We start from the raw sequence: 21,838 nt of genomic DNA, 5'->3' as shown, positions 1-21,838 counted from the left end.
ACGTTACTCACCTACCGACAAAGCCGTGAACCCCGATGCTCCCGCCGGCAACAAACAAGCGCCTCCTCATCGGGACCACCCCCCATGCGCCGCCTGCTCGTCGCGTTCTGCCTGCTTGCCTCGACCCTTTGGCCGGCGCCAGCCTTCACACAGGCCCGCAACCAGCTGGGGGCACTCTGCACCACCGACACCACACCGGCGGACCAGATGATCGAGGCCTGCAACAAGATCATCGCGCTGAAGGCATTTCAGGGCGGTCAGCTCGCGACGATCTACTTCTGGCGCGCCGTCGGCTGGAACAAGAAGGGCGACTATCCGAAGGTCATCGCGGACACCACCGAAGCGATCCGGCTCCAGCCGAGCCAGGCGGTCTACAATCTCAGGGGATCGGCCTATTACGACAAGGGCGAGTACGACATTGCGATCGCCGATTTCGACGATGCGCTGAAGCTCGGACCGCCGAGCGGCATCATCTTACACAATCGCGGCAACGCCTGGCGCGGCAAGGGCGATTACGCCAAAGCGATCGCGGACTACGATGCCGCGATCAGGCTGGAGCCGAAATCGGCGTTCTCGTTGCAGAACCGCGGCATCGCCAAGGAGGCGACCGGCGATCTCGACGGCGCGCTGGCCGACATCAACCAGGCGATCCGGCTCGATCCGACACTGCCGCAGCCCTTGATCAACCGCACCGCGATCTGGCGCGCCAGGGGCGATCTCGATCGCGCGATCGCCGACGGCAGCGAGGCGATCCGGCTCGCCAGGGAGAAGACGCCCGCGAACATCATGACGCCGCCGAACAACGTACTGATCTCCGGCTATGTCCATCGCGCGCTGGCCTATGAGGCGAAGGGCGACTATGCGCATGCCGGCGACGATTACAGGGCGACGCTGGCGATCGCGGCCTCCGATGCCGGCAGCAAGGCGAACCAGGCCACCGCGAGAGTGAGGCTGTCACTGGTGACGGACATAGCCGTGCCAATCCCGCGCGATGCCCCGTCACCGACGACGCAGCCGGCGGCACCTGCCACTCAGCAGACGGGCGCGGCGCCAGCCACCTCGCCCGCGCCGACTGCGCTTGGCAAACGCATGGCGCTGATCATCGGCAACGGCGCCTATGCGCACGTCAAGCCGCTGCCCAACCCGCCGAACGATGCGCGCGCCGTCGCGAAGAGTCTGCGCGACATCGGCTTCATCGTGTCGGAAGGTGTCGATCTCGACCGCGCGGCGATGCAGAAAGTAACGCGCGACTTCCTGCGCCAGGCAGCGAGGGCGCAGGTGGCCGTGGTGTATTATGCCGGCCACGGCGTGCAGGTCGACGGCCGCAACTATCTCATTCCCGTCGACGTCGAGCTCAAGCCGGGCGCGAGCATGACGGAGGCGATGATCGACATGGACACGATCATGTCCGGCCTCGACGACCAGATCCGCACCAACATCCTGATCTTCGATGCGTGCCGCAACAATCCGATGGCACATCAGGCCGCGGCCAGCGGCACAAATCGCGGCATCGATGGAGCTTCGGGTCTCGCCGCGCCGACAAGTCTCGGCGTCGGCGCAACGCTGGGTGCCGGCACCCTGATCGCATTCGCGACGGCCCCGGGCCAGGTCGCCCTCGATGGCGAAGGCGCGAACTCGCCGTTCTCCGCCGCGCTGTCCCGCCACCTCGGCACGCCGGGCCTCGAGGTGCAGCAGATGTTGACGCGGGTGCGAGCGGAAGTGGTCTCGGCTACGAAAAACAAGCAGGTGCCCTGGTCGAACTCGTCGCTGCTGGGCGAGGTCTATCTGGCGGAGAAGTGAGAGGCACGCCGCCTCCCCACATTTTGGGGTCGTCCCGGCGAAGGCCGGGACCCATCACAGCAGCGAGTGGCTTGACGGACTGACCGCTCGCAGGCTCGCGCAGCAATCAGTCCACGGCGCATGGGTCCCGGCCTGCGCCGGGACGACACCGAAATCGGCGAGGTCTTGCAGCCTCACACGCTGGGGAATGCGTGGAGCTAGCTGCCCCAAACTTCCTTGGCGATCTCCACCGCGAGGCTCAGCTTGGCCCACTGCTCTTCCTCGGAGAGGATGTTGCCCTCTTCGGTCGAGGCAAAGCCGCATTGCGGGGAGAGAGCGAGCTGGTCAAGCGGTACGAACTTGGCGGCCTCTTCGAGACGGCGCTTGATGTCGTCCTTTTTCTCGAGCTCGCCGAACTTCGAGGTGATGACGCCGACCACGACGACCTTGTTGCCCTTGGGCAGGAACCGCAGCGGCTCGAAACCACCCGCGCGGTCGCTGTCGTATTCGAGGAAATAACCGTCGTAGTTCGTAGCGGCGAGCATCGTCTCCGCAACCGGCTCGTAACCACCCGAAGAGATCCAGGTCGAGCGGAAATTGCCGCGGCAGACATGCGTCGTCACCACCATGTCGGCGGGCTTCTCTGCCAGCGCGTAATTGATGACGCGCGCGTAGATCTGCTGGAGATTGTCCGGATTGTCACCGCGCTCGCGCGCCTTCTGCAATTCCTCCGGCGAGCAGAGATAAGCCCACACCGTGTCGTCGAACTGCAGATAGCGGCAACCTGCGTCGTAGAACGCCTTCACGGCCTTGCGATAGGTCTTGCCGAGATCCTCGTAGAACGTCTCGAGATCGGGATAGACGTCCTTGGAGATCGATTTGCGGCCGCCGCGGAAGTGCAGCACGGCCGGCGACGGGATCGTCATCTTGGCGGTGACATGGGCCTGATCGGTACACTTCTTCAGGAAGCGGAAGTGGTCGAGCATCGGATGGTCGTCGGGGAAGTCGAGCTTGCCGATCACGCGCACCGCGTCGTGACGGGTCTGCACGCCCGTGAACTGGATGCCGGCGTCGGGATGGAACAGTTCGCAGCCGGTCAGCTTGGCCAGGAAGTCGAAATGCCACCACGAACGGCGGAATTCGCCGTCGGTCGCAAGCTTCAGGCCGACGGAGGCCTGCTTGTGCACGACCTTCTCGATCTCCATGTCCTCGATCTTGCGCAGATCGTCGGCCGAGATCTCGCCCTTCTCGAGCTTGGCGCGGGCTTCCTTGATCTTGGCGGGACGCAGAAGGCTGCCGACCTCGTCGGCGCGGAAGGGGGCTTTGGCTGGCTGCATTTTTCTGACTCCCGGGAGCTCTAGTGGGCACTCGCCCCTGCGACCCCGAGATGACGCTCCAGGACCGACGGGTCGGCCTTCAGCGCGGCGCTCGGGGCATCGTGGACGATCGTTCCGCGCTCCAATATCACAACGCGGTCGGCCAGCCCCAGAATCTTTTGGGCATTCTGCTCGACGATGATCGAGCAGATGCCGCCCGCCCGGGTGATGGTCCCGATCGCCTTCAGGAGCTCCTCTACGATGATCGGGGCGAGGCCCTCGGTCGGCTCGTCCAGCAGCAGCACTTTCGGGTTGAGCGTCAGCGCGCGGCCGATCGCCAGCATCTGCTGCTCGCCGCCGGAGAGCTGGTTGCCGAAATTGCTCCGCCGCTCCTTCAGCCGCGGAAACATCTCGTAGACCTTCTCGACCGTCCAGGGACCCGGCTGTGCCACCGCGGTCATGTTCTCTTCCACCGTCAGCGAACGGAAGATGTTGCGTTCCTGCGGCACCCAGCCGATGCCGGCGCGGGCCCGCTGGTCGGACCGCAGCGTCGTGACATCGGCACCGGCGAGCGTGACGCTGCCGGAGAAACGGCGGGTCACGCCGACGATCGAGTTGATCAGCGTGGTCTTTCCGGTGCCGTTGCGCCCGAGCAGCGCCAGCACCTGCCCCTCGGCAAGGCGCAGGGACATGTTGGGCAGCACCACCGCCTCGCCATAACCGGCGCGAAGCGAATCGATCGCGAGCAGGTCAGACATTCACCGCCTCCTCGCCGAGATAGACCGCCTTGACCTGGGGGTCGCGCGCGACCTGCTCGGGCGGCCCTTCCGTGAGCAGCGCGCCGGAGACCAGCACCGAGATACGATCCGCGAAGGAGAAAACGAGGTCCATGTCGTGCTCGATCAGCAGCACGGTGACGTCGCGGGGCAGCGCGCCGACGACCGCCAGGATGTCGTGACGTTCGCTCTCGGGCACGCCCGCGGCGGGCTCGTCGAGCAGCAGCACACGCGGCTTGGCCGCGATCGCGACCGCGATCTCGAGCAGGCGCTGCTTGCCATAGGGCAACGTCACGGTCTGCTCGTTCATCACGTCGAGCAGATGGAAGCGCGCGAGAAGATCGGCGATCTCCTCGTTGACGTCCGCGCGCGTGCCCATCCGCCGCCACCAGTCGCCGCCATGGCCGAGGCGTTCGGACACGGCCAGGCCGATGGTCTCGAGCGGGGTCAGGTCCGGATAGAGCTGGTTGATCTGGAACGTACGCGACAGCCCGCGCAGCACCCGCTTGTGCACGGGAAGATCGGTGATGTCCTGGCCTTCGAGCAAAATGCGGCCCGCGTTCGGCTTGAGCACACCCGTGAGCTGGTTGATCACCGTGGTCTTGCCGGCGCCGTTCGGCCCGATCAGCGCATGGCGGGCGCCCCGCTCGATTTTGAGCGAGAGGTCGCGGGTAACGCGCAGGCCACCGAACGTCTTTTCGAGATTCCTGGTTTCGAGCGCGATGGTCATGCGTCGCTCTCCGGCACGGCGACGACGGCCTTGCGTCCGGCGATCTGCTTGATGACGAGGTTGGGCACGTACAGCACCCAGCGATGCAGGCGCTGGCGGCCGACCAGCACGATCACGACCAGCACGAGACCGATCCAGAACTGCCAGTATTGCGGGGTGATCGCGGAGAACACTTCCTGAAGCATGCGGAAGATCACCGCGCCGATCAGCCCGCCATAGAGATAACCGGTGCCGCCGATGACGAGCACCAGCATCAGGTCGGCCGAACGATCGAAGGCGAACACGTCGAGCGAGGCGATCGCGGTCGTCTGGGTGAACAGCGCACCTGCGATGCCGGCATAGAATGCCGCCAGCGTATAGACCGCGATGAGGCGATGATTGACGGGGATGCCGATCGCGGCAGCTCGCAGCGGATTGTTCTTGATCGCGCGCAGCGACAGGCCGAACGGCGAATGGACCACGCGGCGGGCGAGCAGGAACAACAGGAACAGCACGGCCAGCGAATAGAAGAACCCGGTCTTGCCGAACATGTCGAACGGGATCTGGCCGAAGATCGGCTGCATCTCGATGCCCTGCAGGCCGTCGGTGCCGCCGGTGATGTTGGAGAAGCGTTCGGCGAGCGCCTCCAGCAGCAGCGCAATGCCGAGCGTCACCATCAGCCGGGTCAGGTCGACGCCGCGGATCACCAGGAAGCTGGTGGCAAAACCCAGCACCATCGCGACGAGGCCCGCCGCGATCAGCGCGAGCACGGGCTCGTTGATGATCCCGTGCAAAGCGAGAAGCCCCGCGCAATAGGCGCCGACACCGAAGAACGCGGCGTGACCGAGCGAGACGATGCCGGCGTAGCCGAGGATGAGATCCAGCGACATGGCAAACAGCGCCAGCCGCAGGATGTCGGTCATGATCAGATAGCGCGTGGGAAACAGGAAGCCGCAGGCCAGCACGACGAGCCAGAAAGCGAACTCGCCATAGTGCCAGCGCGCTTGTCGCTGGGCGTGGTAACCAACGTCGGAAGAAGCGTTCATCGGCTTGAACTCAGCGCGCGGCCGTGCGGCCGAACAGGCCGTTCGGGCGCCAGATCAGGATCACGATCATCATGGTGTAGATCACGAAGGGGCCCATCTTCGGCACGTAGTATTTGCCGGCGACGTCGCCGATGCCGAGCAGGAGCGAAGCCAGGAACGGGCCGGTGATCGAGGACGAACCGCCGACGGTGACCACGATCAGGAAGTAGATCATGAACTTCAGCGGGAAATACGGGTCGAGGCCGAGGATCTCGGCGCTGAGGGCGCCGCCGAGGCCGGCAAGCCCGCAACCGAAGGCGAAGGTCAGGGCGAATACCTGCGGCACGTTGATGCCGAGGCCGCTGGCGGCGCGCGGGTCGTCGACGGCGGCACGCAGACGGCTGCCGAAGCGCGTCTTGGCCAGAACCATCTGGAGCCCGATCGTGAGCAAGCCGCAGATCACGATGATCATGAGCCGGTAGCGGCCGATGCCGACGCCGAACACGTCGAACTGGCCCTGGAGCGCGGCCGGCAGGTTGATGAAGACCCGCGACGAGCCCTGGATGTAGTCGACGGCGGCGACCGACATGAACGTAAGGCCGATGGTGAACAGCACCTGGTCGAGATGGCTGCGCGCATAGAGGTGACGGTAGAGCGTGCGTTCGAGCACGATGCCGATCATGGCGGCGGAGACGAAGGCGAGCGGGAGCGCGGCGAAGAACGGCCAGCCCATCCGGTTGACCAGCACCATGCACACGTAGCCGCCCGCCATGGCGAAGGCGCCGTGGGCGAGATTGACGAAATTCATCAGGCCGAGCGTGACCGCGAGCCCGCAGGCGAGAACGAACAGCAGCATGCCGTAGGCAACGCCATCGAACAGATTGGTGAGGATTGCGGTCATCGTCTCAGCTTGGAGTTAGGCGTCATGGCCGGGCGAAGGCACGAAGCGCGTCTTCGAACAAATGTCCCGGCCATCGACGTTGTTGTCTCGACTTTTTCCTGGGTCTTGCGTGAATGCCCGGGACGAGCCCGGGCATGGCGCTGGAGCGCTCGGGGCGCTCCGGGATGACGCGCTGTCGCGCGTCACTTCTTGATCTTGCCGGGGTCCTTGACGGCGTCGAAGGTCGCGAACTCGACGTTGTAGAGCTCGCCGTCGACCTTCTCGACCTTGCGGATGTAGACGTTCTGCACGATGTCGCGGGTCTCCGGGTCGATCGAGATCGGGCCGCGCGGGCTCTCCCACTTCTGGCCCTTCATCGCCTCGATCAGCTTGGTGCCGTCGGTATCGCCGTTGGTCTTCTTCAGCGCCTCGTAGATCAGGTGGATGCCGTCATAGCCGCTCACCGCCATGAAGCCCGGACGGCTGTTGAAGGCCTTCTTGTAGGCCGCGACGAAATCCTTGTTCATCTGCGAGGGATGCGCCGCCGAGTAGATGTGCGCGGTCACGGTCCCGAGCACGGCGTCGCCCATGTTGTTGAGGAGATCGTCGTCGGTGACGTCGCCCGGTCCGATCACCTTGATACCGGACTTGTCGAGGCCACGCTCGGCATATTGCTTCATGAAATTGCCGCCCTGACCGGCCGGCACGAACACGAAGATCGCATCGGGCTTGGCGTCCTTCATGCGCTGCAGGAACGGCGCGAAGTCAGGATTGGCGAGCGGAACCTTCACCTCTTCGACGATCTCGCCGCCGCCGGCCGTGAAATGCTCCTTGAACGAGGCCAGCGCATCGTTGCCGGGTGCATAGTCCGACGTCAGCGTCGCGACCTTCTTGATGCCGTTCTTCACCGCCCAGTCACCGATGATGGTGGAGGACTGCGGCAGCGTGAAGCTCGTGCGCACGATGTAGGGCGAGCGCTCGGTGATGATGGAGGTGCCGGCCGCCATCACGACTTCCGGAATCTTGGCCTGCGTCGCGAGCGGCGCGGCGGCCAGTGCCGCCGGCGTCACGCCGAAGCCGGCGATGAAATTGACCTTGTCGTTGACGATCAACTCCTGGGCCGCGGTCTTGGTCTTGTCGGGAATCGCAGCGTCGTCCTTGAGGATGATCTCGATTTTCTTGCCGGCGACGGTGTCGCCCTTCTGCTGCATGTAGAGCTTGATCGCATTCTCGATCTGCTTGCCGGTCGAAGCCTGGCCGCCGGTCATCGGCAGAATCAGGCCGACCTTGACCGTGTCCTCGGCTCTTGCCGGCGTAACAGCCACAAGACCCGTGATGGCCGCGACGGCGGCCGCCCAGGTCGTCTTGCGAGACAGTTGTTTGCGTTCGAACATCAGATGTCCCTCCCCTTCATTCCTGACCTCTTGTGCGCCGGACCGAGTGCCCGATCCTTGCCTCAGTTTGGCTCACGCACGAGCGATATCGCGCGCCACATGGCGTCCTTCGCGCCCCCATTGTCAATCGGACGTTTGGCGACCATTCGGCGCAAGCCGAGCGTTCCGATTGCCGATGACGGGAGCCGCATCGCGGTTACGCCGGGGTTACCCGAGCGTCCTCGATCCCAGTCGCTTCTATTTGTACGATTGTACAAATAAAATGGACCTGTCAACGAAAAAGCCTGTCCGCTGACCAAGCCAAGATGTCGCGAGTCTGTTGCCGCACTCTAGGAACGCCGGAGATCGCGTGGATGGAGGATTTCATCTTTCTTTTGCAGAATCTGTACATCCGGAGGCGCCATCCCGGCGGAATTAAGGTATTTTGATACCTATCTCGAATAAGTCTATTTTACCTAGTTGAAGGCTAGTCTCCCGGTGCCGGCCTGATCCGGCGCCCAATGACCGAATTCGCGTGCGTTCCACACAATGCCCAAGCTCTTCCAATCCGTCCTTGTCCTCGTTGCGCTCGCCGCGGGGCTGTGCGGCTGCGGCACCGTCAACGAAAAGCTCTCGGCCGGGATGGGCGACTATGTCCCGCAATGGGCGGGCGGCCTGCCCGCCGACGCTCCGCCGCGCCCGGGCACGCCGCAATACGACGCCTACATGAAGGAACGCGAACGCAAGCGTCTGATGCCGGCGGCCGATCGCGAGAAGGAAGAGCAGGCACAGAAGGGCGCGACCGGATCCACGTCGGGCGACGCGGCGCGCTGAGACGGCGGATGGCGAGCGGCGCGTCGAGAAGGGTCGCTTCCACCCGCTGCTCGCCCCTCATGATTCGCTAGTCCATGAACACCACGGTCTTGCGGCCGTTGAGGATGACGCGATCGTCGAGATGGTAGCGGATCGCGCGCGCCAGCACCCGGCGCTCGATGTCCCGGCCCTTGCGGACGAGGTCCTCCGGCGCGTCACGGTGGCTGATCCGTTCGACGTCTTGGTCGATGATGGGACCCTCGTCGAGGTCGCTCGTGACGTAATGCGCGGTCGCGCCGATCAGCTTCACGCCACGCTCATGGGCCTGGTGATAGGGCTTCGCGCCCTTGAAACCCGGCAGGAACGAGTGGTGGATGTTGATGCAGCGGCCGGAAAGCTTCGCGGAAAGATCGTCCGACAGGATCTGCATGTAGCGGGCAAGCACCACGAGATCGGCGCCGGTCGTGGTGACGAGATCGAAGATCTGCGCCTCCTGCTCGCGCTTGGTCTCCTTGGTGATCGGCAGATGGTGGAACGGGATCTCGCCGAAATCGAGCCCGGCATAGACCTCGCGCGGATGGTTGGAGACGATCGCGGCGAGCGTCATCGGCAATTCGCCCGTGCGCCAGCGGTAGAGGATGTCGACCAGGCAGTGATCGGACTTCGACACCAGGAGGATCACCTTGCGGTGCGCGGCGCGGTCGCGCATCTGCCATTCCATGCGGAAACGCTCGGCGATCGCCGCAAAGCCGGTCTGGAGTGCGGAGAGTTCCACGGCGAGATCGGCTGCGGTGAATACCACGCGCATGAAGAATTTCTTGGTCTCGGTGTCGTCGAACTGCTGGGCGTCGAGAATGTTCTGCCCGTTGTGAGCCAGGAAGGTCGACACCGCCGAGACGATGCCGGGACGATCTGGACAGGACAGGGTCAGGACGTATTGATGATCGGACATGGCTCTTGATGACGGTTTGGGCAGGGACTGCGGAGCGACCCGCGATTTGCGCCCTGCTCTATCACCTACGCTGCCCTTGCGCCAATCCCGGGCCCAGAGTCAGGATGAACGGACAATTGCGATTTACGACCGGAGCATACCCATGGCCGACCGCTTGAACGGCTACCGCATCCTGATCCTGGAGACGCGCGAGGAAGCGCAGTTTTCGAAGCTGCTGGCCGAGCAAGGCGCCGAGGTGGTGCAATGCTCGATGTTTACCATTCAAGATGCGCCCGATCCTGCCCCGGTCGAGGCCTGGATCCGCCGCGCCATCGACAAGCCGCTCGACGACCTCGTGCTGATGACGGGCGAAGGCCTGCGACGAATCATGAAGCTCGCGATCGCCCGCGGGCTCGACGCCGCGCTCATCGCGGCGCTCGCAGGATCGCGAAAATTCACCCGCGGGCCGAAGCCCGGCAAGGCGCTGCGCGAGGTCGGCCTCGAGGCGCAGCAGACTACGGAGAAACCGACCACCGAGGGCGTGATCGAGATGCTGGGCAAGCTGGAACTGAAGGGACGGCGCGTCGGCCTCCAGCTCTATCCGGACAAGGACCACAGCGCCCTGACCGACGCGCTTGCCGCACAAGGCGCGAATGTCGATACCGTGCTGCCTTACGTCTACGATTCCAAGGCCGCCGATGCGAACATCGTCGCCGCCGTCGACGCCATGGCGGAGGGGCGGATCGATTCCGTCGCCCTCACCAATCTCGGCCAGGTGCGCCGCCTGATCGAGGCCGCGAAGGCGCATGGCAGCGAGGCGAAACTGCGCGCCGGTTTCGAACGAACGCTGATCGCCTCGGTGGGACCGGCGGTCTCGGGCGAGCTCGCCGCGCACGGGCTGCGCACGGACGTCTCGCCGGCGGATGAAGCCTATTTCATGCGCCCGCTGATCTCAGCGATGGCTGCGGCTCTCGCGGACCGGAAGCCGCGCACCGCTGCGAGGTAAGAGCCGCGCGCGGGGGCGGTCTGCGGCAGCTCCGATTGACACATGCATCGCCGGCGCTAGTTTGCCGAGCAGCAAGAAGAAACGACAGCAAGGGAATCGCCGTGACAGGCGTCATCGCGTCTTGAGCGCAGCCGCGCGGCCTTCGGCACTCGCGCCATTCCGTATCCGCAACTATCGCTTCCAGTGGCCGTCCGACCTGCTGACCTCGTGGGCGTTCGAGGTCGAGACGCTTGTGCTGGGCTGGTACATCATGGTCGAGACCGGCTCGGTGCTGCTGCTCACCACCATGGCATCGCTGCAATATATCGGGACGCTGATCGCGCCGGTGCTCGGAATGGTCGGCGACCGCATCGGTCATCGCGATCTTCTTGTCGTGATGCGCCTCGCCTATACCGTCTTCTCCTCGATCATTCTGACGCTGGCCTTCACCGGCCATCTGGCGCCGGTCAATGTCATGATCATCGTCGCGGTCACCGGCCTGATCCGCCCGTCCGATCTCGGCGTTCGTGGCGCGCTGCTCGCCGACATCATGCCGAGCGAGCAGCTGGTGGGCGCCATCAGCCTCGCGCGGACGACACAGGACAGCGCGCGTATCGTGGGCGCGCTGTCAGGCGCGGGACTGTTCGCAGTTCTTGGTATCGGCTACGTGTATATCGTGATCGCCAGCCTCTATCTCGTGGCCGCGATCCTGATGCTCTGCCTGACGCGGCCCGAAAAGGCGGTCATGACGAGCACGCTTCCGGCGAACAGCCACGCCGTCTCGCGGCTGCTCGGCGACCTCAAGGAGGGCATCGTCTACGCCTGGAATGGTCCGGGCATGCGCGCGGCGCTTTGCGTCGCCTTCCTTGCCAACCTCACCGCCTTTCCGCTGACGAACGGACTGTTGCCCTATATCGCCCGGGATATTTTTCACACCGACCAAAGCGGCCTCAGCTACCTCTCGGCCAGCTTCGCCCTGGGCTCGCTGATCGGCTCCATCGCACTCAGCGTTGCCGGCGGCCTGCGCATCGCCCGGCTTCTGATCGGCGCGACGCTGGCCTGGTACGCCATGCTGCTGGTGTTCGTCGAAATCAGGACCATGCCGGTAGCCATGGCCTGGCTCGTGCTCACCGGGATTGCCCAGAGCATGTCGATGATATCGGCTGCAGTGATCCTGATGCGGGCGGCAAGCGCGCATCTGCGGGGCCGCGTGATGGGGGTCCGCATGATGGTCATCTACGGCCTGCCGCTGGGGCTGCTCGCGGCCGGCAGCCTAATCGACCTGATCGGCTACTCCGCCACGGGCTCGCTCTACGCGATCTCGGGAATCATCGCGATGCTGGCGATCGCGCTGCGCTGGCGCGCCGATCTCTGGCCGGCGCACGCGCCCGCAAATGCGCGATGACGGGACAGGTGCTCGCGCGCCTCAGTCCCCATATCCGCGCAGCCGCTCGACATCGAGGATGGTGACCCCGCCATATTCGAGCCGCAGCAGGCCTTCCTTCTCGAGACGGTTCAGCGCGCGATTGGCGTTCTGGCGCGACATGCCGGAGAGCGCGCCGATCTCCTCCTGGGTGATCTCGAGATGCGCCGTGTACTCCGGATAGAGGATGGGATTGAACAACGAGGCGATGCTGCGGGCCAGGCGCGAGGTCGCATCGAGCGTACGGTTGACCTCGAGCATGCCGATGAACTGGGCGAGCCGCTCGTTGAGCTGACGCACGAGGAATCGGTTGAAGCCGACGCTGTTCTCGAACAGCCACATGAACGCACTGCGCTCCATCAGCGCGACGCGGCTGTCGCGCAGGGCGACCACGTCGTAGCGGCGCAGCTCGTTCTTGAGCACGCTGCCTTCGCCGAACCAGGCGCCGGCGGTCAGCCCCGCAAGGCTGGTCTCCTTGCCGTCGCGCGAGACCCCTCCCATCCGGGCAAGACCACTGACCACGCCGGCCCAGTAGTCGAACTTGTCGCCGCGCATGAAAACGGTCTCGCCCGTACCGTAGGACCGCTCGGTGATCCCGGCGCGGGCCACCTCGATCTCGCGCTCCGTGAGCTCGCGCGACCAGGCGGCGACGCGCTTCAGTTGATCCTCTGAAATCATGATCCCGAAGCCAGCCGCACCGTTTCGTCACCCCATCCTTCTGTTGCACTGCAACAGGGTCGTTTTCAACCACCATCCGACGAAAGACGAAGGCCGCGCCCACCCGACAAACTTTGTCACCGAATTGTCAGGCCGAAGACATTTCAAAATAGCGCTTTCCCCTATTGAGAGCCACCTTGGGCACTGCGGCTTTTGATCCCGAAAAGGACGAGAGCGGCGCGGTCCGGTCGAGACCAATAGCTGCATGGCCCCGCCGGGACGACCGTACTAGGATTGCCCGAGAGGAACCGACGAAGAGCGCCGCATGAAAGCGCCATCACCGGGGAGGGATTTGTTTGGTGGCTACCAGTCTTGAAGTGCGCGGCGTGTCCCTGCGGTTCGGCGGCGTCCGCGCGCTGACCGATGTGAGCTTCGCCATCCAGGAGGGGGAGCTGTTCTCGATCATCGGTCCCAACGGCGCCGGCAAGACCTCGATCGTCAACTGCATCTCCGGCCGTTACAAGCCGACCGAAGGTCAGCTCTTCTACCGGGGCCGCGACATCACGGGATTGACCCCGAACGCGCGTCCGACGCTCGGCATCGGCCGCACCTTCCAGAATCTGGCACTCTTCCACCACATGAGCGTGCTCGACAACATCATGGTCGGCCGCCATCACCTGCTGAAGAACAACTTCCTCACCGGCTCGCTGTACTGGCTCACCGGGGCACGCAAGGAGGAGCTCGAGCACCGCCGCAAGGTCGAGGAGATCATCGACTTCCTCGATCTCCAGTCGGTCCGTAAGGCGACCGCCGGTACTCTCCCCTACGGCCTGCGCAAGCGCGTGGAATTGGCGCGCGCCATGGCGCTGGAACCTCGCCTGATTCTCCTCGACGAGCCGATGGCCGGCATGAACTTCGAGGAGAAGGAGGACATGGCCCGCTACATCGTCGACCTCAACGAGGAGTTCGGGATGACGGTCGTGATGATCGAGCACGACATGGGGGTGGTGATGGACATCTCCCACCGCGTCATGGTGCTGGATTTCGGCCGCAAGATCGCCGAGGGCGATCCGGGTGCGGTGCTCGCCGATCCCCACGTCAAGCGCGCCTATCTCGGCGAGGAGGACGAGGTGCTGGTCGATCCGGACGATGCTCCGACGGCCCGGGAGAGCGCGGCATGATGGACTATGCAGGCCGCGTCGCGCAGGCCGACACCTATCCCAAGATGCTCCGGCTCAACGCCAGGGAACATGGCAGCGAGATCGCGCTCCGCGAGAAGGATCTCGGGCTTTGGCGCGTGTTCACCTGGAGCGACTATCAGACCCGGGTGCGCGACTTCGCGCTCGGGCTGATGGAATTGGGCCTCGGCCGCAACGACGTCATCGGCATCATCGGTGACAACCGGCCGGACTGGGTCGCGGCGGAAGTGGCCGCCCACGCGATCGGCGGCCTGAGTCTCGGGCTCTATCGCGACGTGCTGGACGAGGAAGCCGCCTATCTCCTCAATTACGGCGAAGCCCAGCTCGTCTTCGCGGAGGACGAGGAACAGGTCGACAAGCTGCTGGCGCTGGCCGATCGCGTGCCGAGGCTGAAGCACATCATCTATTCCGATCCGCGCGGCATGCGGAAATACGATGATCCGCGGCTGATGTCGGCGGAGAAATTCGCCGAGCTCGGACGCGCACGCGCCGCGCGAGAGCCCGAGCTCTACGACAGGCTGGTCGACGCCACCAAAGGCGAGGATGTCGCGATCCTCTGCACGACCTCGGGCACCACATCTCATCCGAAGCTCGCGATGCTCGCCGCCGGCCGCGTGCTCGGCCATTGCGCGACCTACCTCGCCTTCGATCCCAAGGGCCCGGACGACGAATATGTCTCGGTGCTGCCGCTGCCGTGGATCATGGAACAGGTCTACGTGCTCGGCAAAGGCCTGCTCTGCCGGATGAAGATCAACTTCGTCGAAGAGCCGGACACGATGATGAACGATCTGCGCGAGATCGCGCCGACCTTCGTGCTGTTCGCGCCACGCGTCTGGGAATCGATCGCCGCCGACGTCCGCGCCAAGGTGATGGATGCCACGCCTTTCAAACAGCACCTGTTCGAGACCGGCATGAAGAGCGGCCTCGCCGCGCTCGCGCAGGGCCGCCGTTCGGGCTTTGCCGATGCGATCCTGTTCCGCGCGCTGCGTGACCGTCTCGGCTTCACCCGCCTGCGCTCGGCCGCGACCGGCGGAGCGGCGCTCGGCCCGGACACGTTCAAGTTCTTTCAGGCCATGGGCGTGCCGCTGCGCACGCTCTACGGCCAGACCGAACTGCTGGGGGCCTACACGCTGCATCCCGAGGGCAAGGTCGATCCCGATACCACCGGCGTGCCGATGGCCGAGAGCGTCGAGATCCGCATCGACAATGCCGACGTCCACGGCGTCGGCGAGATCGTGGTGCGGCATCCCAACATGTTTCTCGGCTATTACAAAAATCCCGAGGCCAGCGTCGCCGACATCAAGGACGGCTGGATGCTGTCGGGCGACGCCGGCTATTTCAACGCGAACCGCCAGCTCGTCGTCATCGACCGCATCAAGGACTTGGCCGAGACCTCGCGCGGCGAGCGCTTCTCGCCGCAATTCATCGAGAACAAGCTGAAGTTCTCGCCCTATATCGCCGAGGCCGTGGTGCTGGGAGCCGGCCGCGACGCGCTCGCGGCGATGATTTGCATCCGCTACTCCATCATCTCGAAATGGGCGGAGAAGAACCGTCTCTCATTCACCACCTACAGCGACCTCGCCTCGCGCCCCGAGGTTTACGCGCTGCTCCGGAAAGAGGTCGAGACGGTCAACGCCACGCTGCCCTCGGCCCAGCGCATCTCGCGCTTCCTGCTGCTCTACAAGGAACTGGACGCCGACGACGGCGAACTGACGCGGACCCGGAAGGTGCGGCGCAGCGTCATCAACGAGAAATACGAAGGCATCATCGACGCGATCTACCGCGGCGACGCCGACATCCCCGTCGACACCGTGATCCGCTTCCAGGACGGCACCACCCAGCGCGTCCGCACGACGCTGCGCGTGGTGGACCTCGGCGGACATGGTCCCATGGCGGAGGCGGCGGAGTGACACAGGTGCCCGTCATGGCGCAGGCTGTCACCCTTCGCCTCTCCCCGCGTGCGGGGAGAGGCCGGAGCGCGTCAGCGATCCGGGTGAGGGGGAGTCTCCGCGAGTGCGGCGACAATTGCTTCCAGGACGCCGGCCAGATTGCTCGACACTTCGTTGTTCCAGAAGCGCAGGATTCGATAGTTGCGATCGGCAAGCCATTTGTCGCGCGCGGCGTCCCGCGGATTGTCGGCATGCTGTCCACCGTCCACCTCAATGATGAGGCGGGATTCGCGGCAGACGAAGTCAACGATGTACGGCCCGATTGGATCCTGCCGGACAAATTTGTGGCCGTTCAGCCTGCGCGCACGCAGGCGATACCAGAGCGTCCCTTCCGCATCGGTCAGTGCGGTGCGCAATCGTCTGGCGCGTTCGGTCTTGGATTCATCGGCACCTCGCATGCGGAAACTCCCCCTCACCCGCCGCGCTCCAGCGCGCGTCGGCCTCTCCCCGCAAGCGGGGAGAGGCGAAAGGCCCATGATAGATGAACACCGCCTTCCTCATCCAGCTTCTGGTCAACGGTCTCGTGGTCGGCACGCTCTATGGCGTGGTCGCGATGTCGTTCGTGCTGATCTACAAGGCGACGCAGGTCGTCAATTTCGCGCAAGGTGAATTGCTGCTGGTCGGCGCCTGGGTGTGCTGGGCACTGCTGGCGAAATACCAGGTGCCGTTCTGGATCGGCATGCCGATGACGCTGGTGTTCATGTTCGTGTTCGGTATCGCGATCCAGGTCCTGATCCTGCGGCCGATGATCGGCGAACCCATCATCTCGGTGATCATGGTGACCATCGGCCTCTCCACCGTGCTGCAGGCCACGCTGAAATGGATGTTCGGTGTCAATCCGCAGCCGTTCCCGCGCGTGTTCGAGAGCCAGTCGGTGGGACTTTTCGGCCTGCAGATCCAGACCGTCTACGTCATGAGCCTCGTCGTCTCGGTCGCGATGATGATCGGCATGGCCTGGTTCTTCCGCGCCTCGAAATACGGCCTCGCGATGCGTGCGACCGCGTTCAACCAGCAGGTGGCGCAGTCGCTCGGCATCTCCGTCAAGAGCGTGTTCGCGATGGCCTGGGCGATCTCCGCGACGGTATCCGCCGTCGCGGGCGTGGTGGTCGCGGTCGTGAACGGCGTGTCCTCGGGGCTCGCCGCCTACGGCATCAAGGTGTTTCCGGCGGCGATCCTCGGCGGACTCGATTCCGTCGGTGGCGCCGTCCTCGGCGGCATCATCATCGGGCTGCTGGAAAACATCGCCCAATATGTCGACAGCCAGTACCTGCACTGGGGCAATCTCTACGAGATCGCGCCGTTCTACGTCCTCATCATCGTGCTCATGATCAAGCCTTACGGCCTGTTCGGCACACACGACATCGAGCGGATCTGACCCATGGCTGGCCCTGCCCTCATCCCCGCTGGTGATTTCCGGACCTCGTACGCGGCTGACACCACGATCTTCCCGACCACGACCAGCCGCAACTTCGCGATCGCGGGGATATTGCTGCTCTGCCTGGCGCCACAATTCCTGGGCGGATACTGGCTCAGCATCCTGATCCAGATCGGCATCTTCTCGATCGCCGCGCTCGGGCTGAACATCCTGGTCGGCTTCACCGGACAGATCTCGATCGGGCACGCCGCCTTCTTCCTGCTCGGCGCCTTCACCTCGGCCTACATCTCCAACAACGCGCCGATCCCGGTGTTCTTCGCCATCCCGCTGGCCGGCATTGTCACCGCGCTGGTCGGACTGATCTTCGGCATCCCGGCCGCGCGGCTGAAGGGTCTCTACCTCGTCATCGCGACGCTCGCCGCGCAATACATCCTGCTCGACTTCTTTTCCCGAGCCGAATGGTTCTCCGGCGGCTCGGTACCGGCAAGCGCCGAGCCGTTCTCGATCTTCGGTTACACGCTGCGCGGCGACAAACAATATTTCTACGTCGTGCTGGCTTATGTGCTGTTCAGCTACATCCTCGTCACCAACCTGATGCGCACGCGCGACGGCCGCGCGCTGGTCGCGATCCGCGACCATTATCTCTCCGCGGAGATCATGGGCATCAACCTCACCAAGTATCGCACGCTGTCTTTCGGCCTTGCCGCCTTCTTCGCCGGCATCGCGGGCGCGCTCTACGCGCACTACCAGCTCGTGGTGTCCCAGGAGGGTTTCGGCATCGAGCGGTCGATCCTGTTCCTCGCCATGATCATCATCGGCGGCACCGGATCGATCATGGGCACGCTGATGGGCACCGCCTTCGTGGTCCTGCTGCCGGAATCGATGGAGTTCATCAGCATCTATCTGAAGGGGGGCGCGATCGACAAGGCGCTGGCGCTCAACAACAACATCACCTTCCTGCGCGAGATCGCGATCGGGGTGATCATCATCGCATTCCTGATGTTCGAGCCGGACGGGCTCGCGCATCGCTGGCGGCAGATCAAGGCCTACTGGAAACTCTACCCGTTCTCGCACTGAATACGGCCGACTTCACTTTAACGATAACAGGAGGAAACAACCGATGAAGACAACGTCCCTTTTGAGCACCGCCTCGCTCGCGCTGGCGCTCGCCGCTTTCTCGGCCGGCGCGCAGGCGCAGATCGCGATCGGGCATCTCGCCGATTATTCCGGCGGCACCTCGGACGTCGGCACCCCATACGGCCAGGCCGTTGCCGACACCTTTGCCTGGATCAACAAGAACGGCGGCGTCGGCGGCAAGCAGCTCAATGTCGAAACCAACGACTACGGCTACCAGGTCCCGCGCGCGATCGCGCTGTACAAGAAGTGGTCGGCGCCGGACTCCAAGGTCGCTGCGATCATGGGCTGGGGCACCGCCGATACCGAAGCGCTGACCGGCTTCCTCGCCCAGGACAAGATTCCCGATCTCTCCGGCTCCTACGCCGCCGCCCTCACCGACCCCGAAGGCGTCAGCGGCAAGGCCAAGCCCGCACCCTACAATTTCTTCTATGGCCCGAGCTATTCGGACTCTCTCCGCGCCATGCTGATCTGGGCCGCCGAGGACTGGAAGGCCAAGGGCAAGCCCGGCAAGCCGAAGTTCGTCCACATGGGCGCCAACCATCCCTATCCGAACGCGCCGAAGGCCGCGGGCGAAGCCATGGCGCAGGAGCTCGGCTTCGAGGTGTTGCCGCCTCTGGTATTCGCGCTCGCGCCGGGTGACTACAGCGCGCAGTGCCTGAGCCTGAAATCGTCGGGCGCCAACTACGCCTATCTCGGCAACACCGCCGCCTCCAACATCTCGGTGATGAAGGCCTGCAAGACCGCCGGCGTCGAGGTCCAGTTCCTCGGCAACGTCTGGGGCATGGACGAGAACGCCGCCAAGACCGCGGGCGATGCCGCCGACGGCGTGATCTTCCCGCTCCGCACCGCGGTGAGCTGGGGCGGCGATGCGCCCGGCATGAAGACCGTGATCGAGATCTCCAAGATTTCCGATCCCACCGGCAAGGTCTACCGCCCCGTGCATTACGTCGCCGGCGTCTGCTCGGCGCTCTACATGAAGGAAGCGCTCGACTGGGCCGTCAAGAACGGCGGCGCCACCGGCGACAACGTCGTGAAGGGCTTCTACCAGAAGAAGGACTGGGTGCCGGCCGGAATGGAAGGCGTCTGCGCGCCCTCGACCTGGACCGACAAGGATCACCGCGGCACGCTGAAGGTCGAGCTCTATCGCACCAAGATCTCGGGCGCGACCGACGGCGATCTCAACGACCTCATGGCCAAGGGCACGATCAAGCTCGAGAAGGTCAAGACGGTCGAGCTGCCGCGCAAGCCTGAACTGCTGGGCTGGTGAGCCTTCACCTTCCCCACGCGCAACGGTCATCCCCCGCCTTGTGCGCAATTGCGCACTGGAGCGGGGGATCCAGTACGCCGCGATCTCTCGGGGACCGTCAGGCGCCTTTGGAATACTGGGTCACCCACCCGCGCGGGTGACGACAGCGGAGAATGAAGACGCATGTCCCAAACCATTGAAGCAACCCGCCCGACTCCCACCGCTGTCCCGGCGGCCGCCCTCCTCACCGTGCGCAACATCGAGGTCGTCTATGACGACGTCATCCTGGTGCTGCGCGGCCTCAGCCTCGACGTGCCCAAGGGCGCGATCGTCGCGCTGCTGGGGGCCAACGGCGCCGGCAAATCGACGACGCTGAAGGCGATCTCGGGGCTGCTCAAGACCGAGGACGGCGAAGTCACCCGCGGCGAGATTTTGTTCGAGGGCGAGCGCATCAACGGCATCGATCCAGACAAGATCGTGCGCCGGGGCATCTTCCAGGTGATGGAAGGCAGGCGCATCGTCGCCGACATGACCTCGCTCGAGAACCTCAAGCTCGGCGCGTTCACACGAAGGGATCGCGAGGTCGATGCCGATCTCGACATGGTCTTCAACTATTTCCCGCGCCTGAAGGAACGCACCGGCCTTGCCGGCTACCTCTCGGGCGGCGAGCAGCAGATGCTCGCGATCGGCCGCGCGCTGATGGCGCGCCCGAAGATGATCCTGATGGACGAGCCGTCGATGGGGCTGTCGCCGCTGCTGGTAAAGGAAGTGTTCTCGATCATCCAGAAGATCAACCGCGATCTCGGCGTCACCATCCTGCTGGTCGAGCAGAATGCGCGCGCCGCGCTGTCGGTCGCGAGCCACGGCTACATCATGGAACAGGGCAAGGTCGTTCTCGACGGCACCGCGGACGAATTGCGCGACAACGAGGACGTCAAGGAATTCTACCTCGGCGGTGCCGGCGACCAGCGCAAGAGCTTCAAGAACCTTAAGAGCTTCAAGCGGCGCAAGCGCTGGCTCTAGAGACGGCGTTTTCGAGCGAAGGGAGACCGGTTCGCGTGACGAAAACGCGTCAGACAAATGAGCCTTATTCCAGCACCTGCTCCGCTTCCGTGACTGCGCAGAGAACATGATAGAACGACGACGCAGGAATGGTATCGACCAGCGACTTGCCGTCGCGATCGAACTGGTCGTACCAGCCGCCCCGCACGGGATGGCTGAGGTAATGGCGTTCGAGTCGCGCCAGCGCCGCGCGCGCCTCATCCGCCGCCCCCGCTTCGCCGGACTCGGCCTGTGCGATCCACGCTTTCGCCATCTCGGTCTGCGGCCACAGCCGCCGCGTGCCGCGCCGGACGTTGCCCTCCGCATCGCCCTCGTCAACGAGACAACCGGTGGCTTCGTCGCGATAGCGCAGAGCGGTGGCCAGAAGCTCGGCACGGCGTTGCCCGGTCGGGCATCCCGTGATGCGTTCGAATCCCTTCAAGAGCCAGACCCATTCCGCCTGATGGCCGGGTTCGACGCTGACGGGCTCGATCTTGGACCAGTCTTCCTCGAAATACTCCGTCAGGATCCGCTTCTGCTTGTCGTAGAGATTGGCGAGGAACAACGCGAAGAACTCGCCGGCGCGGTTCTGGAACGACAGATCGCGGGTCGCGTCGAAACACGCGATCATCGCCTCGAACAGATGCATGTGCGGATTCTGCCGGCGCGGCAGCGAGACCGGCAGACATTCGTGCACGCCGCCGTGCGGCGAGCGCAGGGAGCCGTCCAGGAACGCCAGCAGCGCGTCGATTTCCGCGCGCACCTGCGCGTCCTGATCAAGCGAGTAGACGGCGGCAAGCGCAAACAGGATGAAAGCGTGATCATAGGCATCGCGCCGGGCATCCAGCACGGCGCCCTCCGGCGTCAGCCGGTGCACATAGCCTGGCCGGCCGTCCGGAGCCTTGGCTCTGGCGAGCAGGTGCTCCAGCCCCTTCAGCGCGACGGCGCGGCCGTCGGGGTACCAGCCCATCTGCGCGGCCTTCGCATAGCACCAAATCTGGCGCGCCTGCACGAAGACACGGCGCGGCGCGGTCGTGTCCGCCGTGCCGTCCAGGCCCAGCCGGTCGACAAAGCCGCCCGCGGCCGAATCCCATCCGGGGCCCGACCACAGCGGCAGCGCCTCCTCGATCATGCGGAGCTTCAGGCGCGCGACCACATCGGCCGTCTCGCCCGCCGCAATGATCCGTTTCTCTGCCACACCAAGCTCTCCAGGCCGCCGCAACT

The 21,838-nt window shown here is 64.6% G+C and carries 20 protein-coding genes; 10 read left to right on the top strand and 10 right to left on the bottom strand.

The features are described from left to right. Positions 1 to 84 precede the first annotated feature (84 nt). The gene (locus QM712_RS09400; RefSeq protein WP_415022807.1) at positions 85 to 1,800 is read left to right on the top strand and encodes a caspase family protein; all 1,716 of its coding nucleotides are present in this window, start codon (positions 85 to 87) and stop codon (positions 1,798 to 1,800) included. 197 nt (positions 1,801 to 1,997) lie between these two features. Here QM712_RS09400 and QM712_RS09395 read toward each other — a convergent pair whose 3' ends face one another. The 6 genes from QM712_RS09395 to QM712_RS09370 form a co-directional block, all read right to left on the bottom strand. Then, the gene (locus tag QM712_RS09395) at positions 1,998 to 3,116 is read right to left on the bottom strand and encodes a cobalamin-independent methionine synthase II family protein (protein ID WP_415022806.1); all 1,119 of its coding nucleotides are present in this window, start codon (positions 3,114 to 3,116) and stop codon (positions 1,998 to 2,000) included. Positions 3,117 to 3,136: 20 nt separating this feature from the next. Continuing rightward, positions 3,137 to 3,853, bottom strand: coding sequence for an ABC transporter ATP-binding protein (locus QM712_RS09390; RefSeq protein ID WP_415022805.1), 717 nt, complete (start codon positions 3,851 to 3,853; stop codon positions 3,137 to 3,139). Further along, entirely contained in the window at positions 3,846 to 4,601 is a 756-nt protein-coding gene (locus QM712_RS09385; protein WP_415022804.1) for an ABC transporter ATP-binding protein, read from the bottom strand. Before QM712_RS09385 ends, QM712_RS09390 begins: the two co-directional genes overlap by 8 nt. Continuing rightward, positions 4,598 to 5,626 (bottom strand): branched-chain amino acid ABC transporter permease, encoded by a 1,029-nt coding sequence (locus QM712_RS09380; RefSeq protein WP_415022803.1) that lies wholly within the window; start codon positions 5,624 to 5,626, stop codon positions 4,598 to 4,600. Before QM712_RS09380 ends, QM712_RS09385 begins: the two co-directional genes overlap by 4 nt. Before the next feature lie 10 nt (positions 5,627 to 5,636). Further along, positions 5,637 to 6,506 carry a branched-chain amino acid ABC transporter permease gene (locus tag QM712_RS09375; protein ID WP_415022802.1) on the bottom strand — a complete coding sequence of 290 codons (870 nt, stop codon included), beginning with the start codon at positions 6,504 to 6,506 and terminating at the stop codon, positions 5,637 to 5,639. 182 nt (positions 6,507 to 6,688) lie between these two features. After that, a complete protein-coding gene (locus QM712_RS09370) occupies positions 6,689 to 7,879 on the bottom strand; it encodes an ABC transporter substrate-binding protein (RefSeq protein ID WP_415022801.1) in 1,191 nt (396 codons plus the stop codon). Between the two features lie 528 nt (positions 7,880 to 8,407). On the opposite strand from QM712_RS09370, the gene QM712_RS09365 reads away from it, so the two are divergent. Further along, positions 8,408 to 8,692, top strand: coding sequence for a hypothetical protein (locus QM712_RS09365; RefSeq protein WP_415022800.1), 285 nt, complete (start codon positions 8,408 to 8,410; stop codon positions 8,690 to 8,692). Between the two features lie 67 nt (positions 8,693 to 8,759). Here QM712_RS09365 and purU read toward each other — a convergent pair whose 3' ends face one another. Beyond that, complete coding sequence (gene purU, locus QM712_RS09360) at positions 8,760 to 9,623, bottom strand: formyltetrahydrofolate deformylase (protein ID WP_415022799.1); 864 nt, start codon at positions 9,621 to 9,623, stop codon at positions 8,760 to 8,762. Positions 9,624 to 9,765: 142 nt separating this feature from the next. Here purU and QM712_RS09355 point away from each other — a divergent pair, with 142 nt between their 5' ends. Both QM712_RS09355 and QM712_RS09350 read left to right on the top strand, forming a co-directional pair. Further along, positions 9,766 to 10,608, top strand: a complete 843-nt coding sequence (locus QM712_RS09355; RefSeq protein WP_415022798.1) for a uroporphyrinogen-III synthase — start codon at positions 9,766 to 9,768, stop codon at positions 10,606 to 10,608. Between the two features lie 121 nt (positions 10,609 to 10,729). Next, positions 10,730 to 11,992 carry an MFS transporter gene (locus QM712_RS09350; protein WP_415022797.1) on the top strand — a complete coding sequence of 421 codons (1,263 nt, stop codon included), beginning with the start codon at positions 10,730 to 10,732 and terminating at the stop codon, positions 11,990 to 11,992. Between the two features lie 21 nt (positions 11,993 to 12,013). Here QM712_RS09350 and QM712_RS09345 read toward each other — a convergent pair whose 3' ends face one another. Further along, positions 12,014 to 12,688 (bottom strand): Crp/Fnr family transcriptional regulator, encoded by a 675-nt coding sequence (locus tag QM712_RS09345; protein WP_415022796.1) that lies wholly within the window; start codon positions 12,686 to 12,688, stop codon positions 12,014 to 12,016. A 338-nt stretch (positions 12,689 to 13,026) separates the two neighbouring features. Between QM712_RS09345 and QM712_RS09340 the strand changes: the two genes are divergently transcribed. After that, positions 13,027 to 13,848, top strand: a complete 822-nt coding sequence (locus tag QM712_RS09340) for an ABC transporter ATP-binding protein (RefSeq protein ID WP_415022795.1) — start codon at positions 13,027 to 13,029, stop codon at positions 13,846 to 13,848. After that, complete coding sequence (locus QM712_RS09335) at positions 13,845 to 15,776, top strand: long-chain fatty acid--CoA ligase (RefSeq protein ID WP_415022794.1); 1,932 nt, start codon at positions 13,845 to 13,847, stop codon at positions 15,774 to 15,776. The genes QM712_RS09340 and QM712_RS09335 overlap by 4 nt, the downstream gene beginning before the upstream one ends. Before the next feature lie 71 nt (positions 15,777 to 15,847). On the opposite strand, the gene QM712_RS09330 is transcribed toward QM712_RS09335, so the two are convergent. Then, positions 15,848 to 16,213, bottom strand: a complete 366-nt coding sequence (locus QM712_RS09330) for an endonuclease domain-containing protein (RefSeq protein ID WP_415022793.1) — start codon at positions 16,211 to 16,213, stop codon at positions 15,848 to 15,850. A gap of 83 nt (positions 16,214 to 16,296) precedes the next feature. Here QM712_RS09330 and QM712_RS09325 point away from each other — a divergent pair, with 83 nt between their 5' ends. The 4 genes from QM712_RS09325 (at position 16,297) to QM712_RS09310 (ending at position 20,596) form a co-directional block, all read left to right on the top strand. Next, positions 16,297 to 17,190, top strand: a complete 894-nt coding sequence (locus QM712_RS09325) for a branched-chain amino acid ABC transporter permease (RefSeq protein ID WP_200473113.1) — start codon at positions 16,297 to 16,299, stop codon at positions 17,188 to 17,190. A gap of 3 nt (positions 17,191 to 17,193) precedes the next feature. After that, the gene (locus tag QM712_RS09320) at positions 17,194 to 18,267 is read left to right on the top strand and encodes a branched-chain amino acid ABC transporter permease (protein ID WP_415022792.1); all 1,074 of its coding nucleotides are present in this window, start codon (positions 17,194 to 17,196) and stop codon (positions 18,265 to 18,267) included. A 43-nt stretch (positions 18,268 to 18,310) separates the two neighbouring features. After that, a complete protein-coding gene (locus QM712_RS09315) occupies positions 18,311 to 19,594 on the top strand; it encodes an ABC transporter substrate-binding protein (protein ID WP_415022791.1) in 1,284 nt (427 codons plus the stop codon). 162 nt (positions 19,595 to 19,756) lie between these two features. Then, positions 19,757 to 20,596 carry an ABC transporter ATP-binding protein gene (locus QM712_RS09310; RefSeq protein ID WP_415022790.1) on the top strand — a complete coding sequence of 280 codons (840 nt, stop codon included), beginning with the start codon at positions 19,757 to 19,759 and terminating at the stop codon, positions 20,594 to 20,596. A 64-nt stretch (positions 20,597 to 20,660) separates the two neighbouring features. Here QM712_RS09310 and QM712_RS09305 read toward each other — a convergent pair whose 3' ends face one another. Further along, complete coding sequence (locus QM712_RS09305) at positions 20,661 to 21,812, bottom strand: AGE family epimerase/isomerase (protein ID WP_415022789.1); 1,152 nt, start codon at positions 21,810 to 21,812, stop codon at positions 20,661 to 20,663. Between the last annotated feature and the right edge of the window lie 26 nt (positions 21,813 to 21,838).

Origin of the sequence: Bradyrhizobium sp. (assembly GCF_047605465.1) — a bacterium.
Classification (GTDB): Bacteria; Pseudomonadota; Alphaproteobacteria; order Rhizobiales; family Xanthobacteraceae; genus Bradyrhizobium.
This window is presented reverse-complemented; position numbering and strand designations above follow the sequence as displayed.

Coding starts and splice junctions, on each gene's coding strand:
- QM712_RS09400 (WP_415022807.1), top strand. CDS start 85: ATGCGCCGCCTGCTCGTCGCGTTCTGCCTGCTTGCCTCGACCCTTTGG.
- QM712_RS09395 (WP_415022806.1), bottom strand. CDS start 3,116: ATGCAGCCAGCCAAAGCCCCCTTCCGCGCCGACGAGGTCGGCAGCCTT.
- QM712_RS09390 (WP_415022805.1), bottom strand. CDS start 3,853: ATGTCTGACCTGCTCGCGATCGATTCGCTTCGCGCCGGTTATGGCGAG.
- QM712_RS09385 (WP_415022804.1), bottom strand. CDS start 4,601: ATGACCATCGCGCTCGAAACCAGGAATCTCGAAAAGACGTTCGGTGGC.
- QM712_RS09380 (WP_415022803.1), bottom strand. CDS start 5,626: ATGAACGCTTCTTCCGACGTTGGTTACCACGCCCAGCGACAAGCGCGC.
- QM712_RS09375 (WP_415022802.1), bottom strand. CDS start 6,506: ATGACCGCAATCCTCACCAATCTGTTCGATGGCGTTGCCTACGGCATG.
- QM712_RS09370 (WP_415022801.1), bottom strand. CDS start 7,879: ATGTTCGAACGCAAACAACTGTCTCGCAAGACGACCTGGGCGGCCGCC.
- QM712_RS09365 (WP_415022800.1), top strand. CDS start 8,408: ATGCCCAAGCTCTTCCAATCCGTCCTTGTCCTCGTTGCGCTCGCCGCG.
- purU (WP_415022799.1), bottom strand. CDS start 9,623: ATGTCCGATCATCAATACGTCCTGACCCTGTCCTGTCCAGATCGTCCC.
- QM712_RS09355 (WP_415022798.1), top strand. CDS start 9,766: ATGGCCGACCGCTTGAACGGCTACCGCATCCTGATCCTGGAGACGCGC.
- QM712_RS09345 (WP_415022796.1), bottom strand. CDS start 12,688: ATGATTTCAGAGGATCAACTGAAGCGCGTCGCCGCCTGGTCGCGCGAG.
- QM712_RS09335 (WP_415022794.1), top strand. CDS start 13,845: ATGATGGACTATGCAGGCCGCGTCGCGCAGGCCGACACCTATCCCAAG.
- QM712_RS09330 (WP_415022793.1), bottom strand. CDS start 16,213: ATGCGAGGTGCCGATGAATCCAAGACCGAACGCGCCAGACGATTGCGC.
- QM712_RS09325 (WP_200473113.1), top strand. CDS start 16,297: ATGAACACCGCCTTCCTCATCCAGCTTCTGGTCAACGGTCTCGTGGTC.
- QM712_RS09320 (WP_415022792.1), top strand. CDS start 17,194: ATGGCTGGCCCTGCCCTCATCCCCGCTGGTGATTTCCGGACCTCGTAC.
- QM712_RS09315 (WP_415022791.1), top strand. CDS start 18,311: ATGAAGACAACGTCCCTTTTGAGCACCGCCTCGCTCGCGCTGGCGCTC.
- QM712_RS09310 (WP_415022790.1), top strand. CDS start 19,757: ATGTCCCAAACCATTGAAGCAACCCGCCCGACTCCCACCGCTGTCCCG.